At 72.5% G+C, this 14,338-nt stretch carries 14 protein-coding genes; 7 read left to right on the top strand and 7 right to left on the bottom strand.

The features are described 5' to 3' along the window. Positions 1-15: 15 nt before the first annotated feature. Positions 16-1,161: an iron uptake system protein EfeO gene (efeO, locus tag ACGFRF_RS33845; RefSeq protein WP_393746581.1), complete on the bottom strand. Its 1,146-nt coding sequence runs from the start codon at positions 1,159-1,161 to the stop codon at positions 16-18. A 181-nt stretch (positions 1,162-1,342) separates the two neighbouring features. On the opposite strand from efeO, the gene ACGFRF_RS33840 reads away from it, so the two are divergent. Beyond that, positions 1,343-2,230 carry a hypothetical protein gene (locus ACGFRF_RS33840; protein ID WP_393746579.1) on the top strand — a complete coding sequence of 296 codons (888 nt, stop codon included), beginning with the start codon at positions 1,343-1,345 and terminating at the stop codon, positions 2,228-2,230. Further along, positions 2,223-2,882 carry a PhzF family phenazine biosynthesis protein gene (locus ACGFRF_RS33835; protein ID WP_393746577.1) on the top strand — a complete coding sequence of 220 codons (660 nt, stop codon included), beginning with the start codon at positions 2,223-2,225 and terminating at the stop codon, positions 2,880-2,882. The genes ACGFRF_RS33840 and ACGFRF_RS33835 overlap by 8 nt, the downstream gene beginning before the upstream one ends. Positions 2,883-2,998: 116 nt before the next feature. Here ACGFRF_RS33835 and map read toward each other — a convergent pair whose 3' ends face one another. Continuing rightward, positions 2,999-3,856, bottom strand: coding sequence for a type I methionyl aminopeptidase (gene map, locus ACGFRF_RS33830; protein WP_393746575.1), 858 nt, complete (start codon positions 3,854-3,856; stop codon positions 2,999-3,001). 58 nt (positions 3,857-3,914) lie between these two features. Between map and ACGFRF_RS33825 the strand changes: the two genes are divergently transcribed. Continuing rightward, positions 3,915-4,148 (top strand): hypothetical protein, encoded by a 234-nt coding sequence (locus tag ACGFRF_RS33825; RefSeq protein WP_393746573.1) that lies wholly within the window; start codon positions 3,915-3,917, stop codon positions 4,146-4,148. A gap of 490 nt (positions 4,149-4,638) precedes the next feature. On the opposite strand, the gene ACGFRF_RS33820 is transcribed toward ACGFRF_RS33825, so the two are convergent. Both ACGFRF_RS33820 and ACGFRF_RS33815 read right to left on the bottom strand, forming a co-directional pair. Next, positions 4,639-5,907 (bottom strand): MFS transporter, encoded by a 1,269-nt coding sequence (locus tag ACGFRF_RS33820; RefSeq protein WP_393746663.1) that lies wholly within the window; start codon positions 5,905-5,907, stop codon positions 4,639-4,641. A 99-nt stretch (positions 5,908-6,006) separates the two neighbouring features. After that, entirely contained in the window at positions 6,007-6,603 is a 597-nt protein-coding gene (locus ACGFRF_RS33815) for a hypothetical protein (protein ID WP_393746571.1), read from the bottom strand. Positions 6,604-6,822: 219 nt separating this feature from the next. Here ACGFRF_RS33815 and npdG point away from each other — a divergent pair, with 219 nt between their 5' ends. Together npdG and ACGFRF_RS33805 are read left to right on the top strand one after the other, a co-directional pair. Next, positions 6,823-7,536, top strand: a complete 714-nt coding sequence (gene npdG / locus ACGFRF_RS33810) for an NADPH-dependent F420 reductase (RefSeq protein WP_393746569.1) — start codon at positions 6,823-6,825, stop codon at positions 7,534-7,536. A gap of 13 nt (positions 7,537-7,549) precedes the next feature. Beyond that, entirely contained in the window at positions 7,550-7,801 is a 252-nt protein-coding gene (locus ACGFRF_RS33805) for a hypothetical protein (protein ID WP_393746568.1), read from the top strand. Here the strand turns inward: ACGFRF_RS33805 and ACGFRF_RS33800 are convergent. Beyond that, the gene (locus tag ACGFRF_RS33800) at positions 7,791-8,591 is read right to left on the bottom strand and encodes a site-2 protease family protein (RefSeq protein ID WP_393746567.1); all 801 of its coding nucleotides are present in this window, start codon (positions 8,589-8,591) and stop codon (positions 7,791-7,793) included. The two genes, ACGFRF_RS33805 and ACGFRF_RS33800, sit on opposite strands and share 11 nt — an antisense overlap. 109 nt (positions 8,592-8,700) lie before the next feature. On the opposite strand from ACGFRF_RS33800, the gene ACGFRF_RS33795 reads away from it, so the two are divergent. Then, the gene (locus tag ACGFRF_RS33795; protein ID WP_393746566.1) at positions 8,701-9,189 is read left to right on the top strand and encodes a DUF6578 domain-containing protein; all 489 of its coding nucleotides are present in this window, start codon (positions 8,701-8,703) and stop codon (positions 9,187-9,189) included. Between the two features lie 14 nt (positions 9,190-9,203). Further along, the gene (locus tag ACGFRF_RS33790) at positions 9,204-12,455 is read left to right on the top strand and encodes a BTAD domain-containing putative transcriptional regulator (protein WP_393746565.1); all 3,252 of its coding nucleotides are present in this window, start codon (positions 9,204-9,206) and stop codon (positions 12,453-12,455) included. 13 nt (positions 12,456-12,468) lie between these two features. On the opposite strand, the gene ACGFRF_RS33785 is transcribed toward ACGFRF_RS33790, so the two are convergent. After that, on the bottom strand, positions 12,469-13,278 hold the full coding sequence (locus ACGFRF_RS33785) for an ABC transporter permease (RefSeq protein ID WP_393746564.1): 810 nt from the start codon (positions 13,276-13,278) through the stop codon (positions 12,469-12,471). After that, positions 13,275-14,300: an ATP-binding cassette domain-containing protein gene (locus tag ACGFRF_RS33780; RefSeq protein WP_393746562.1), complete on the bottom strand. Its 1,026-nt coding sequence runs from the start codon at positions 14,298-14,300 to the stop codon at positions 13,275-13,277. The genes ACGFRF_RS33785 and ACGFRF_RS33780 overlap by 4 nt, the downstream gene beginning before the upstream one ends. Positions 14,301-14,338 lie beyond the last annotated feature (38 nt).

Below are 14,338 nucleotides of genomic sequence, written 5' to 3'. Positions count from 1 at the left end.
CGCCCTGCCCCTTGCTTACTTCACGACCGCGGCGGCGAGCTTGGACAGCGGCTCCGCGAGCGCGTTCACCGCGTCCGACAGCTCCTTGCGCTGGTCCTTGGTGACCTTGTCGTAGGAGACGAAGTCGTACTGCGCCGCTCCCGTCGTGCCCGAGCGGTACTTGTCGAGCAGCTTGTTCAGCGCCGTGAACTGCGTGTCCAGCTCCTTGGTCAGCGCCGGGTCGTTCTTCACGGCGACCGGCTTCAGCAGCTCGTACGCCTTCTGCGCGCCCTCGACGTTGCCCTTGAAGTCGACCAGGTCGGTGTGCGCGTAGCGGTCCTCCTCGCCGGTGACCTTGCCGGTGGCGACCTCGTCCAGCAGCTCCTTGGCGCCGTTGGCCATGGAGGTCGGGGTGATCTCGGCGGTGCCGACCCGCTTCTGCCAGTCCTTGAGGTCCGTCACCAGCTGGTCGGCGAGGGTCTTCTCCTCGGCGCCGATCTTCTTGTCCTGCCAGAGGGCCTTCTCCAGCCGGTGCCAGCCGGTCCACTTCTGGCCGTCCTCCAGGCCGTCCTCGCGGACGTCGACCTTCGGGTCGATGTCACCGAAGGACTCGGCGACCGGCTCGGTGCGCTCCCAGCCGAGGCGGGAGAGGCCGTACGCCTTCTTCGCGGCGTCCAGGTCGCCGTCCTTGACGGCCTTCACGAAGGTCTCGACGCGCGGCAGCGTCTCGTCGGCCTGCTCCTGCGCGTACTGCCGGTACTCGGCGACGGCCTTGTCCAGGGCGGGGTCGCGCTGGGCGGTCGTGCCGCCACCGGTCACGGTGAGCTTCTGCCGGACGCCGTGGCCCTTCATGCCGGGGCGGCAGGCGATCTCGTACGACCCGGCCTTCACCTCGGCGGTCAGCGTGTACTTGGTGCCCGGGCCGATGTTCTCCTTCTCGGAGACGATCCGGTCGTCCGGGAACAGGATCTCGACCTCGGTGGCCTTCGAGCCCTTGTTCGCTATCTTCAGGGTGACCTGGCCGGCCGGCACGGACTTGGCGGAGGTGTCGCACGTCGAATCCGCCGCGGTGACCTGGATGGCGTCGCCGTCCTTCGCGTCGCTCTTCGCGGTGCAGGCCGAGAGGGCGGTCAGAGCGGCCGCGGTGGCGGCGGCGGTGACGGTCAGTCGGACGGCTCGCATGCAGGCTCCAAGTCTGGTGTGGTGAGGCTGCCCTAACTTACATGAGGCTTGCCTCACCCATACCCATGGGAGCCGTGATTCAGCTCTCAACAGAGATCACAGACACAGCTTGATCTCACTGCCTCAAAAGGCGCGCCAATAGATCGCATAGGGCAGGTCAAGGGGTGGGAGGGTGGACGGTATGGGCGCGCGCAGGGAGTTTCTGGGGCCGAGGCGGCTGGTGCTGGACATCCGCGGCCGCCCCGGCCCGCCACCCCTCCGTTTCGAGGACGCCGACGAGGGGCGGCTGACGGTGCTGCGGCAGGGGGAACGGGCCGTGCTGCTCGGCCGCCTCACCGGCGACGGCTGCTGCCACGACCTCCATCTGCATCGCTTCGACTCCTACCGCTCACCACTGCCGCCCATCCGTTCGGCGCAGCGGGACTCGGCCGTCAACTGGCCCCACCGGTACGCGCGGTGGCTGGAGGAGGCCGACGGTGCGCCGCTGTACGGCGGCCGCTGGGAGGTCTCCCTGCGCCCTGCCTTGGCCCTGCCGATCTGGACCTGCGACTTCGTCCGCGACTGGCCCGGCGGCAGCCTCGAGCTGTACTGCGGCGGCGGCTGGCACGGCATCCTGCCCCTGCGCCGGCTCTCCCCGCCGGACACCGCCCGCGTCAAGGCGTATCGCAAGCACGTCCGCGAGGGCAGCCTCGCGCCCGTCCTGCTGTGGTGGGTGCCGTTCCTGGACGGCTGGGTGATCCTGGACGGCCATGACCGCGCGGTGGCCGCGCTGGCGGAGGGGCGGACCCCGGAGTGCGTGGTGCTCACCCGGCTACGGGACGAGGAGCTGTGGCGCCGGGACGCAGAGGCCGTGACCGAAGGCCACCGGCAGCACATGGAGCACCTGGCGACCCGCCCCGCCACCCCGGCGACCGAGCGCCGGCGGGCGGCCCTGGAACGGGGTTACGGCGATGCCCTCGCCGACCTTCCCTACGAGCCATCGGGTATGTGCTCCTGGCCGCTCCCCGGCGGCGCCCCCGCCTGGGACGCGCTCGCGCAGGCCGCGATGCTTCAATGCCCGGGTGACTGACTACGACGTACTCCGCGTCTTCTGCGGACCGCGCGGCGGCTACGGCCATGAACTCGGGGTCGTCCGTGACGGGTCGGTGCTGCCCGAGCGGGAGGACCGGCAGGCGCTCGCGGGCAAGCTCGGCTTCGGCGAGACCGTGTTCGTGGACGACCCCGAGCGCGGGGTGATCGACATCTACACGCCCACGGTGCGTCTGCCCTTCGCCGTCCACCCCTGCGTCGGCACCGCCTGGCTGCTCGACGTCCCCGAACTCGTCACCCCCGCCGGAGTCGTCGGGGGCCGGCTGGACGGCGAGTTCAGCTGGATCGAGGCCCGCGCGGAGTGGGCCCCGCCGCGCACCCTGCGTCAGTACCGGAGCGCCGCCGAGGTCGACGCCCTCGAGGTGCCGCCGCCGGGCGAGGACGGAGTACGGGGGAGGGTCTACGCCTGGGCCTGGGAGGACGAGGCGGCCGGCCGAATCCGCGCCCGCGCCTTCCCCGGCCGGGACGACGGCATCGAGGAGGACGAGGTCACCGGCGCGGCCGCCCTGCTGCTGACCGACCGGCTCGGCCGGGCGCTGAACATCACCCAGGGCGCGGGCTCACAGATCCTCACCGCCCCCCAACCGCACGGGTGGATCGAGGTCGGCGGACGCGTCCACCTCGAGCGCTGACGGACACCGGCCCCCGGGCGACCGCCGGACCTCCCCTACAACCACCACCGCTGCCACACCGCACTCGGCGGCCGGCCACCCATCAGCCGTGTGAACAACCCTGCGGGTCAATACACCTAGGGCAGGGTCAGGATCTCCGCGCCGGTGTCCGTCACCACCAGCGTGTGCTCGAACTGGGCGGTCCGCTTGCGGTCCTTCGTCACGACCGTCCAGCCGTCGTCCCACATGTCGTACTCGTGCGTGCCCAGCGTCAGCATCGGCTCGATCGTGAAGGTCATGCCCGGCTGCATGACCGTCGTCGCGTGCGGGCTGTCGTAGTGCGGGATGATCAGCCCGGAGTGGAAGGACGAGTTGATGCCGTGACCGGTGAAGTCACGGACGACCCCGTAGCCGAACCGCTTGGCGTAAGACTCGATGACCCGGCCGATGATGTTGATCTGCCGGCCGGGCTTGACGGCCTTGATCGCGCGGTTCAGGGCCTCGCGGGTGCGCTCCACCAGCAGCCGGGACTCCTCGTCCACGTCCCCGACCAGGTAGGTGGCGTTGTTGTCGCCGTGCACCCCGCCGATGTACGCGGTCACGTCCAGGTTGACGATGTCGCCGTCCCTGAGGACCGTCGAGTCCGGGATGCCGTGGCAGATGACCTCGTTGACCGAGGTGCACAGGGACTTCGGGAAACCGCGGTAGCCGAGCGTGGACGGATAGGCGCCGTGGTCGCACATGTAGTCGTGGGCGACCTTGTCCAGCTGGTCCGTGGTGACCCCGGGCGCGATGATCTTCGCGGCCTCCTCCATCGCCTGCGCGGCGATACGGCCGGCGGTCCGCATGGCCTCGATGGTCTCCGGGGTCTGCACCTCCGGCCCGGTGTACGGCGCCGGCGCGGGCTTGCCGACGTACTCGGGGCGGCGGACGTTTCCGGGCACGGAACGGGTGGGGGACAGCTCCCCCGGTACGAGCAGCGACTGGCCAGACATGCCAGCGAGTCTATCCAGCGGACATGGGGGAACATGTCGGTGGCGAGAGGAGCTGTCCATGGCCCTGTTCAAGAAGCGCACCGCCGGCAAGCCGGGCGAGTGGTACTACTGCCTGGAGCACAAGAAGGTCGAGGAGGGCCCGGACTGCCCGGGCAAGGACCGCTTCGGGCCGTACGCCTCCCCGGAGGAGGCCCGGCACGCCATGGAGACGGCCGCCGAGCGCAACCTCCAGTGGGAGAACGACCCCCGCTGGCACGACGCGCCTGCCGGCGGGAAGACCGACGAGGACTGACTGTCCTTTCCCCTCTTCCTTCCCCACCCGCCCGTCCCGGCCGACTGGGAAACACCGATCCGCCCTGCCGACTGGGCACCGATACGCCCCGGCCGGCCGGTGAGCGCCGGTCCGTCCGGGCGGCCGGTGAGCGCCGGTCCGTCTCGGGCGGTCGGTAAGCGCCGGCCCGTGTCGGTCGGTCGGCCCGGTCCGTGTCGGTCGGCCGGTAAGCATCGGTCCGTCCCGGTCGGCCGGTGAGCTCCGGTCCGTCTCGGGCGGTCGGGAGGCGCCGGTCCGTGTCGGTTGGTCGGAGGCATCGGTCCGTCTCGGTCGGTCGGTCGGTAAGCGCCGGCCCGTGTCGGTCGGCCCGGTCCGTGTCGGGCGGTCGGTAAGCATCGGTCCGTCCCGGTCGGTCGGGAGGCAGCGTTCCGCCTCGGTCGGTCGGGAAGCGCCGGGATGTTTCGGGCGGTCGGGAAGCGCCGGGCCGTTCTGGGCGGTCGGGGAGTGAAGGTCAGGCCTGTGCGGTGGTCGTGCGGCGCTCGCGGACCCGCAGGGCGTGCTCGTTGGTCCGGGCGTCGTACGTCATCAGCCCCGGCAGGCACAGCGCCAGCAGCCCCATGGCGCCCGCGCAGGCGAGCCCGCCGGAGACCACGGAGGTCCGCACGCCCGCCCAGGCCGCCAGACCGCCCGCTCGGACCTGCCCCAGCTGCGGCCCGACCGAGTACGACAGCAGCTCGATCCCGGCGAGCCGGCCGCGCAGCTCGTCCGGGATCGTCTGGTTCCACATGGCGGCCCGGAAAATGCCGCTGACCATGTCGAAGCCACCGCCCACGGTCAGGAAGACGAGGACCAGCCACACGTTCCCGCAGACCCCGGCCGCCGCGACCGCCAGGCCCCAGCCCGCGGCCGACAGCACCACCAGCAGCCCGTGCCGGTGGATCCGGGAGGTCCAGCCGCTGGTCAGGCTCACCAGCAGGGCCCCGGCCGGGACGGCGGCGTACATCAGGCCGAGCGACCAGTCGGCGCCCAGCTCGTCGGCGAGGAACGGCAGTACGGCGAGCGGCATCGCCAGGAACATCGCCGCCAGGTCGACGACGTAGGTGCCGAGGAGTTCCTTGCGGCTCCACGCGTACCGGGCACCCTCCGCGATCGCCTGGAAGGACGGCTTGACGGCCGCCTCGGAGGCCGGGGAGGGAGCGATCCGCACGATGTACGCCACCGAGACCGCGAACGTCAGCAGGTCGACGGCGTACGCCCAGCCCAGGCCCGCGTAGGCGACGACCACGCCCGCGAGCGCCGGGCCCGCGACACCGCCGACGGTCCAGCGCAGCGAGTTCAGGGAGGCCGCGGCGGGCATGTCGTCGTGGGCGACGATCCGGGGCCACAGGGAGTCGAGGGCCGGGCGCTGGACGGAGACCAGGGCGGAGGAGAGGGCGGCGACGGCGTACAGCGGCCACACCGCGGGGCGCGGCAGCACGGCGTTGCACAGCAGGGCGGCGCTGAGCAGGCCCTGGCCGGCCTCGGTCCAGACGATGAGCCTCCGCTTGTCGAGGGCGTCGGCGAGCGCGCCGCCGTAGAGGCCGCACACGATGAGCGGCAGCAGTTCCACGGCACCGATCGCGCCGACGGCCGCCGCCGAGCCGGTGAGGTCCTTCAGCTGGACGGGGAGGGCGACGAAGGTCAGGAAACTGCCGAAGTTACTGATCAGCCCGGACTTCCACAGACGCCGGAAGTCCACGGAGGCCTTCCAGGGGGCCAGGTCGGGCAGGAGATCGCGCAGCACAACGTGCCATGCTCGGCTCGTGGCAGGGGCGGGGCAACTGCTTTTCACCGCCGCCGGCCTGCCGGCTTCCCGTGCGGGCGTCGGGCCGGCGGCCGGTCACCAGGGAGCAGGGGGCGGTGCCGTCAGGATCTCCGCCAGCCTGGACAGGCGGTCACGGAAACCCCGGCGGGCCCTCGGAGAGCCCGCGTTCTCCCCGGCCGCCGCGCTGACCAGGTGCTGCACGCTGTCCAGGTCCAGTTCCGCCCCCTCCGGCACGGCCAGCGTGTCATGGGCCATCGCGGCCAGCTCGCCCCCGCCGGCCCCCAGCGCCAGCACCGTCACCCCGGCCCGCCGGGCCGCATGCACATGGTCCAGCAGCGGCGCGGGCTCCTCGGGAGCCACGACCAGCAGGGTCTCACCGCGCCGCGCCGCCGCGATCCGGCCCGGCCCGACCGCCAGGTGCGCGGGGTCGGAAGGGCGTGCGTGATGCCGCACCAGGGTGGGCGCCAGCTCGGGCGTGCCCGACCAGGCGGCCTCGTCCACCAGATGCGCGGCCAGGTGCCAGGGCTCGTACGCGGGCGTGCCCACCAGCAGCAGCCCGCCCCCGTGCGCCACCACCGACCCGCGCAGCACCCCCGCGAACCTCCGGGTGGCCCCCAGCCACTCGGTCCCGGTGAGCACTTCCCGCAGCAACGCGACCCGTACGGCGTCCATGGGCCCGCATCCTGCCCTAACCGGGCCCGCGGGACGCGGAGTTCAGCCCCAATTCGCCCAACCCGGGGACGGTGACCGCCCATCCACGTCCGCGCATGTACGAGGAGCCCGCCCCATGCCCGACGTGACGCGCCGTACGAGACGATCACCTTGCGCCGGGTACCCGCGACGCGGCGCCCTGACCCGGTGCCGCCCGCGCCACGGACGTAGAGTCGGCCCATGACCTCTACCGACAGCGCACAGACCCCCGCGAAGGCCCCCGCCAAGGACCCCTGGGACCTGCCCGACGTCTCCGGGTACGTCATCGGCGTCCTCGGCGGCACCGGGCCGCAGGGCAAGGGTCTCGCCTACCGGCTCGCCCGGGCCGGCCAGAAGGTGATCATCGGCTCCCGGGCCGCCGAGCGCGCCCGGGCCGCCGCCGGGGAACTGGGCCACGGTGTCGAGGGCGCCGACAACGCCGAGACCGCGCGCCGCAGCGACATCGTGATCGTCGCCGTACCGTGGGACGGCCACGGCGACACGCTGAAGTCGCTGCGCGAGGAACTCGCCGGCAAGCTCGTCGTGGACTGCGTCAACCCGCTCGGCTTCGACAAGAAGGGCGCCTACGCCCTCAAGCCCGAGGAGGGCAGCGCCGCCGAACAGGCCGCCGCCCTGCTGCCGGACTCGCGGGTCACCGCCGCCTTCCACCACCTGTCGGCCGTCCTGCTCCAGGACCCGGAGATCGAGCAGATCGACACCGACGTGATGGTGCTCGGCGAGGAGCGGGCCGACGTGGAGATCGTGCAGGCGCTGGCCGGGCGCATCCCCGGCATGCGCGGCGTCTTCGCGGGCCGGCTGCGCAACGCCCACCAGGTCGAGTCCCTGGTCGCGAACCTGATCTCCGTCAACCGCCGGTACAAGGCACACGCCGGGCTCCGCGTCACCGACGTGTGAGCCGGGCGGGGCGATGGGGGACACTGGTCGGCGAAGCAGTCCCGAGCAGTGTCCCCGACAGGAGCCACCCGTCATGCCCCGCATCGCCCTCTACACCCTGACCGTCTGCCTCCTGGCCGTGGCCGCCGCGGTCGTCTCCTTCGTCCAGGGCAGCTGGCTGGGCATCGTCTGGGTGCTGCTGGCGGGCCTGTCGTCCAACATGACCTGGTACTACGTGAAGCGCGCCCGGACCGGTGCCGGACCGGGCAAGTCCGTCACGGGCTGATCAGGCAGCCCTCGGGGGTGTCCTGCCAGAAGCGGTACAGCGCCTCGCCGCAGTAGCGCGGCACGGGCTCGACACCCAGGCCGTCGAGGATCGCGTAGACCACGTCGAAGAACACCTGGTTGACGGACGGCACCCACAGCAGCGCGAACACGAACAGCAGACCGAACGGCGCGAACGGCTCCACCTGCCGCTTGACCTGGTACGACAGCCACGGCTCGAGCACCCCGTAGCCGTCCAGGCCCGGCACCGGCAGGAAGTTCAGGATCGCCGCCGTCACCTGGAGCAGGGCGAGGAACGCCAGCGCGTACCGGAAGTCGCGGGGGACCCCGTCCAGGGCGTGCAGCCAGAACGGGGCCGTGCACACCGCCGCGAACAGCACGTTCGTCAGCGGGCCCGCCGCCGAGATGAGGCTGTGCCGCCAGCGGCCCCGGATGCGGTCGCGCTCGATGAACACCGCGCCGCCCGGCAGACCGATCCCGTTCAGCAGCAGGAACACCACCGGGAGCACGATGCTCAGCAGCGCGTGCGTGTACTTCAGCGGGTTCAGCGTGAGATAGCCCTTCGCGCCGACCGTTATGTCCCCGCTGTGCAGGGCGGTGCGCGCGTGCGCGTACTCGTGCAGACACAGGGAGACGATCCAGGCCGCGGTCACGAACAGGAACACCGCGACGCCCGGCTGGGCCGCGAACCCCGTCCAGGTGGCCCAGCCGGCCACCGCCGTCACGGCCAGGATTCCGACGAACACGGGACTGACCCGGCGATCGCCGTGCTGGGTGGTGGCGGTGGCCATGGGCGGACTCCTGTACGGCAGGCAACGGTCGGGGACTGCGACCGTACCGGCCGCGCACGCCTGGGGAAAACGTCTCGCGGTGGCCGTCCGGTTCCTGGAAGGTGAAGGAATGGCACGGATGAGGGTGTTCTACCAGGACTGGCAGATGGGGTGCTGCGGCACGCCCTTCGCGGTGGGCGACGAGGTCGGCCGGCGGCTGGTCCCCGTGGATTGCGACACCGCCGGCGAGGACGGCTGCCCCGGAGCCGTGGCCCGGGTGGAGAACCACGGAGGCCCCGACCGGGAGACGGTCGGCCGTGTCCGCTCCATCGACCTGGTGCACCAGGAGTTCCTGGCCCACCACGACCCGCGCCCCGTCGAACCCCCCGCCCCCGAACCGGGGACGGTGGTCTTCCGCGGGACCGGGCGCGCACTGGAGGCCGTCCCCGGCGCACGGACCCTGGAGCCCGTCGACAGCTGCCCGAAATGGTTCGACGAGTTCGAGGACGAGGAACAGCCCCCGCGGCGGGTCCCGTACCGTGTCCGCCGTGCCGTCGGCGTCCTCGTCACCCTGGAGGTTCCGGACGGCACGCCGCCGCAACCCGGTGACCGCCGCTGACCGCTCCGGAGAGAATGGACCCCGTGCGTTATCGGCTGCTCGGCACCACCCAGGCAATCCGCCCCGACGGTACGCCCGTCCCGGTCGGCGGGGCGCGGCTGCGTGCCCTGCTGAGCGTGCTCGCGCTCCGGGCCGGCCGGACCGTCCCCGTCGGCGTGCTGGTCGACGAGGTGTGGGACGCCGACCCGCCCGCCGACGCCGGTGGTGCGCTCCAGGCGCTCGTCGGCCGGCTGCGGCGGGCCCTCGGCGCGGACGCCGTCGCCTCCGCCGAGGGCGGCTACCGGCTCACCGCGGCACCCGACGACGTCGACCTGACCCGCTTCGACCGGCTCACCGGCGACGGACTGCGCGCCCTCGCCGACGCAGACCCGGCCAAGGCCGCCGCCGTCCTCGACGACGCCCTCGCCCTGTGGCACGGCCCCGCCCTCGCCGACCTGCCCGGCCACACCGCCGAGGCGGCCCGTCTGGAGACCCGCCGCCTAGACGCCCTGCGCGCCCGGCACACCGCCGCCCTCGCCCTCGGGCAGGCCGAGCAGTCGCTGCCCGAGCTGACCGCCCTGTGCGACACCCACCCGCTCGACGAGCCGCTGCAGGCACTGCGGCTGCGCGCCCTGCGCGACGCCGGCCGCCCGGCCCAGGCGCTCGCCGGCTACGAGGACGTGCGCCGGCTGCTCGCCGACCGGCTCGGCTCCGACCCCGGCCCCGAACTGCGCGCCCTGCACACCGAGTTGCTGAGCGAAGCGCCCCCGGACGTACAGCCCGCCGCACGGCCCGGCAACCTGCCCGCCCGGCTCACCTCCTTCATCGGCCGGGAAGCCGACATCGAGGCCATCGGCGCCGATCTCGCGGCCGCCCGTCTCGTCACCCTGCTCGGGCCCGGCGGCGCCGGGAAGACCCGGCTGTCCCAGGAGGCCGCCGAGGCGGTACGGCACACCGTCCGGGACGGGGTGTGGCTGGCCGAACTGGCTCCCGTGGACGACCCGGACGCCGTACCGCAGGCCGTGCTCACCGCCATCGGCGCCCGCGAGACCGTCCTGCACGGCGCCGGGGTCGACGGCATGCGCGCGGTCGCGGACCGGCACGACGACCCCCTCGAACGGCTCGTGGAGCACTGCGCTAGGCGCCGGATGCTGATCATCCTCGACAACTGCGAACATGTCGTCGAGGCCGCCGCCCGGCTGGCCGAGCGGCTGCTGGCCCGCTGCCCGGAGCTGACCGTCCTCGCCACCAGCCGGGAACCCCTCGGGGTCCCCGGCGAGCTGGTACGGCCGGTGGAGCCGCTGCCCGAACCCGTCGCGCTGCGGCTGCTCGCCGAGCGGGGCGCGGCGGCCCGGCCCGGGTTCCGGGTCGAGGACGATCCCGAGGCCTGCGCCGAGATCTGCCGGCGGCTCGACGGACTGCCCCTCGCCATCGAACTCGCGGCGGCCCGCTTCCGCATGCTGACCCCGCGCCAGATAGCGGACCGGCTCGACGACCGCTTCCGGCTGCTCACCTCCGGCAGCCGCACCCTGCTGCCCCGCCAGCAGACCCTCAGAGCCGTCGTGGACTGGTCCTGGGACCTGCTGGACGAGGACGAACGCGACGTCCTGACCCGTCTGTCGGTCTTCGCCGGCGGCTGCGACCTGGCCGCCGCCGAGGCCGTGTGCGGCCCGGTCGCCCTGGAGGCGCTCGGCTCCCTGGTCGACAAGTCCCTGGTGGTGGCCGCGCCCGCGGCCGAGGGCGGGATGCGCTACCGGCTGCTGGAGACCGTCGCCGAGTACGCCGCCGAACGGCTCGGCGAGGCCGGATGCCGCACCGAGGCCGAACGCGCCCACCTCGCCTACTACCGCGAACTCGCCCGCACCAGCGACCCACTGCTGCGCGGCCCCGAACAGCGCACCGCCATCGACCGGATCCAGCTGGAGTACGAGAACCTGCGCACCGCCCTCCGGCACGCCGTCGCCCTGCGCGACGAACAGGAGGCGCTGTGCCTGGTGCTGTCCCTGCAGTGGTACTGGCAGATGCGCGACCAGCGCATCGAGATCCGCACCTGGTGCCAGGAGGTCATGGCGCTCGGCCCCGACCCGTTCACCGAACCGGTCCGCCGCGCCCAACCGGTGTGGCAGCGCGTGACCGACACCCCGCCCCCGTACACCGGCGAGGTGCTGCTCGAGGCCCGGCGCGGCGTCCACCTGGGCCATCTCGCCGTCATGGAGACCGAGCTGGAGGCCTGGCAGACGCCCCAGGCACAGGCCAAGCTCCGGGCCATCACCCAGGTCTACGAGCCCGGCATGCCGCAGACCTGCCGCGCCCCGGGCATGCTGTGGTTCTTCGCCGAGATGCTGACCACCGGTGTGGACCGGCTGCACACCATCATCGACGCCACCGTGCAGACGTGCCGGGACACCCCCGGCTACGCGTGGGAGCTGGCCGGCGCCCTGCGGCTGCGCGCCAACCTCCTCTCCAACCGCACCGCCTGGGCCGGCGACGCCGGCCGTGACGCGGACGAGTCGCTGGAGATCTACCGCAGCCTCGGCGACGACTGGGGCACCGCCGAGGCCCTGTCCGCCCGCGGTGAGGCCCGCGAACGCAAGGGCGCCTACCGTGCGGCCGCCGCCGACTACCGGGACGCCATCGAGCACGCCGAACGCCTCGGCGCCCGCGCCCAGGTGGCCGTGCTCCGCGCCCGCCTCGGCAGCGTGTACATCGAGGCGGGTGAGACCGAACGTGGCGAGCGGCTGCTCCGTGACGTCATCGCCAGCCAGGACGGCACCCTCAACGAGGCGATGCCCGCCGCCCGGCTCTTCCTTGCCGGCTTGCTGGGACTGACCGGCCGCACCGCCGAGGCGCGCCGGCAACTCGGGCTGCTCCGCGAGGAGTTCCAGATCGCCCACTTCGTCGTCTTCGACGCCGTGATCCTCTGCCAGGAGGCCTGGGTGGACGCTCTCGACGACCGGACCGAGGAAGCGCTGGCCCGGGTGCGCAAGGCGCTGCGGCTCGCCACCGACCCGCTGACCGAGGCCATCACCCCACACCTGAACTCGATCTGCCTCACCGTCGCCGCGACGGCCCTCGCCCGCGCCGACGGCCGCGTCGCCGACGCCGCCCGCTGCCTGGCCGCCTCCGTCGCCCTGCTGCCGCCCGGCCATGTCCCCTCCGGCATCGAGCGCCGGACGTACGACATGGCCGAGGCCCGGATCCGGGAGACGCTCGACGGCCCCGGGTACGAGGCCGCGTACGCGGAGGGCGGTGGCCTCTCCCTCGCGGAGGCCACCGCCCTGGTCTGACCCTCGGTGAACGTCAGGACTTGGTACGGAACTTGTGGATCGCCACCGGTGCCATCACCGCGGTGAGCCCCACCGACCAGATCAGCGTCACCCACAGGTCGTGCGCGACCGGGCCGCCCTCCATCAGGCCGCGGGCGGTGTCGGCCAGCGCGGAGAGCGGGTTGTAGTCGGTGAAGCTCTGCAGCCAGCCCGGCATCGAGGCGGTCGGCGCGAAGATCGACGAGCCGAACTGCAGCGGCATCAGCACCAGGAAGCCCATGGCCTGCACGGACTGCGCGCTCTTCATCATCACGCCGAGCGTGAGGAACACCCACATCAGCGCCGAGCCGAACACCGCCGACAGCCCCACGGAGACCAGCAGACCGCTCCAGTGCTTGATGTCGTACCCCACGAGGACGGCGACCACCATCAGCACCACGGTCGCGAACAGCATCCGCATCAGCTCCACCGCGATCTTCGCGAAGAGCACGGAGCCCCGGCCGATGGGCAGGGAGCGGAAGCGGTCCATGACACCGGAGTTGAAGTCCTGGTTGAAGCCGGTGCCCACCCCCTGGGCCATGTTCATGCCCATCATGGCCATCAGGCCGGGCACGATGTACTGCACGTACTCGTCCTGGCCGCCGCCCATGGCCTTGCCGATCGAGCCGCCGAAGACGTACACGAACAGCAGAGTGAAGATCACCGGGAACAGGATCGCGTCGAACATCGACTCGGGGTCCTGGCGGATCCACAGCAGATTGCGCCGGATGAGCGCCCCGGTGTGCCGCAGATGCCCGCGCAGCGGGATGCGGACGTCGGTCGAAGTCACGGTCGTGGCGCTCATACGGCGACCTCCTCGCGGGTGTCGGCGGCCGTGGTGTCCTGCGGGGCACTGGCACGGTGGCCGGTGAGGGACAGGAACACCTCGTCCAGGCTGGGCAGTTCGGTGGTGATGGAGGAGATGGTGATGCCGCGCGCGGTGACCGCGCCGACCACGGCGGTCAGCTGCTCGTCGCTGAGGATCGGTACCAGCAGCGTCCCCGTCTCGGTGTCCACGGTGGTGGCCGCGAGCCCGGTGATGCCCAGCTCGTCCAGCATGTCGGCGAGCGGCCGCAGTTGCAGCGGATCCACCGGCCGCACCCGCAGCGCGCGTCCGCCGACGCGGGCCTTCAGCTCCTCGATGCCGCCGTTCGCGATGACCTTGCCGCGGTCCACGACGGTCAGCTCGGAGGCGAGCTGCTCGGCCTCCTCCATGTACTGGGTGGTGAGCAGCACGGTGACGCCCTCCCCGACCATCGCCTTCACCTCGTCCCACACCTCGTTGCGGGTACGGGGGTCAAGACCGGTCGTCGGCTCGTCCAGGTAGAGGACGGCAGGCCGGCCGATCATCGAGGCGGCGAGGTCCAGCCGCCGCCGCATACCGCCGGAGTAGGTGCCCGCCGGGCGCCTCGCCGCCTCGGTGAGGGAGAACCGCTCCAGCAGCTCGTCGGCCCGGGCGCGGGCGTCCTTGCGGGACAGGTCCAGCAGCCGCCCGATCATGTACAGGTTCTCCCAGCCCGGCAGCTTCTCGTCCACCGAGGCGTACTGGCCGGTGAGCCCTATGGCCCGGCGCAGCTGGCGGGGCTGCCGTACGACGTCGTAGCCGGCCACGACGGCCTGCCCGGCGTCCGGGGTGATCAGGGTGGACAGGATCCGTACGAGGGTGGTCTTGCCGGCGCCGTTCGGCCCGAGCACACCCATCACGGTGCCCTCGCGCACATCCAGGTCGACACCGTCCAGCGCCTTGGTCTCGCCGTAGTGCTTGACCAGCCCCCGTACGGTCACGGCGTGGCCTCCGCCGGCGGGGTTGTCGTCGATGCGTGTCATGAGGAGGACAGTGCCAGGGCCCACCGACAAACCACCGA

It is taken from the genome of Streptomyces sp. NPDC048521, assembly GCF_043199855.1.
Classification (GTDB): Bacteria; Actinomycetota; Actinomycetes; order Streptomycetales; family Streptomycetaceae; genus Streptomyces.
The sequence above is the reverse complement of the archived record's forward strand: the minus strand, read 5'-3'. Positions and strand labels throughout refer to the sequence as shown.

Coding starts and splice junctions, on each gene's coding strand:
- efeO (WP_393746581.1), bottom strand. CDS start 1,161: ATGCGAGCCGTCCGACTGACCGTCACCGCCGCCGCCACCGCGGCCGCT.
- ACGFRF_RS33840 (WP_393746579.1), top strand. CDS start 1,343: ATGGGCGCGCGCAGGGAGTTTCTGGGGCCGAGGCGGCTGGTGCTGGAC.
- map (WP_393746575.1), bottom strand. CDS start 3,856: ATGTCTGGCCAGTCGCTGCTCGTACCGGGGGAGCTGTCCCCCACCCGT.
- ACGFRF_RS33825 (WP_393746573.1), top strand. CDS start 3,915: ATGGCCCTGTTCAAGAAGCGCACCGCCGGCAAGCCGGGCGAGTGGTAC.
- ACGFRF_RS33815 (WP_393746571.1), bottom strand. CDS start 6,603: ATGGACGCCGTACGGGTCGCGTTGCTGCGGGAAGTGCTCACCGGGACC.
- npdG (WP_393746569.1), top strand. CDS start 6,823: ATGACCTCTACCGACAGCGCACAGACCCCCGCGAAGGCCCCCGCCAAG.
- ACGFRF_RS33805 (WP_393746568.1), top strand. CDS start 7,550: ATGGGGGACACTGGTCGGCGAAGCAGTCCCGAGCAGTGTCCCCGACAG.
- ACGFRF_RS33800 (WP_393746567.1), bottom strand. CDS start 8,591: ATGGCCACCGCCACCACCCAGCACGGCGATCGCCGGGTCAGTCCCGTG.
- ACGFRF_RS33795 (WP_393746566.1), top strand. CDS start 8,701: ATGGCACGGATGAGGGTGTTCTACCAGGACTGGCAGATGGGGTGCTGC.
- ACGFRF_RS33790 (WP_393746565.1), top strand. CDS start 9,204: ATGGACCCCGTGCGTTATCGGCTGCTCGGCACCACCCAGGCAATCCGC.
- ACGFRF_RS33785 (WP_393746564.1), bottom strand. CDS start 13,278: ATGAGCGCCACGACCGTGACTTCGACCGACGTCCGCATCCCGCTGCGC.
- ACGFRF_RS33780 (WP_393746562.1), bottom strand. CDS start 14,300: ATGACACGCATCGACGACAACCCCGCCGGCGGAGGCCACGCCGTGACC.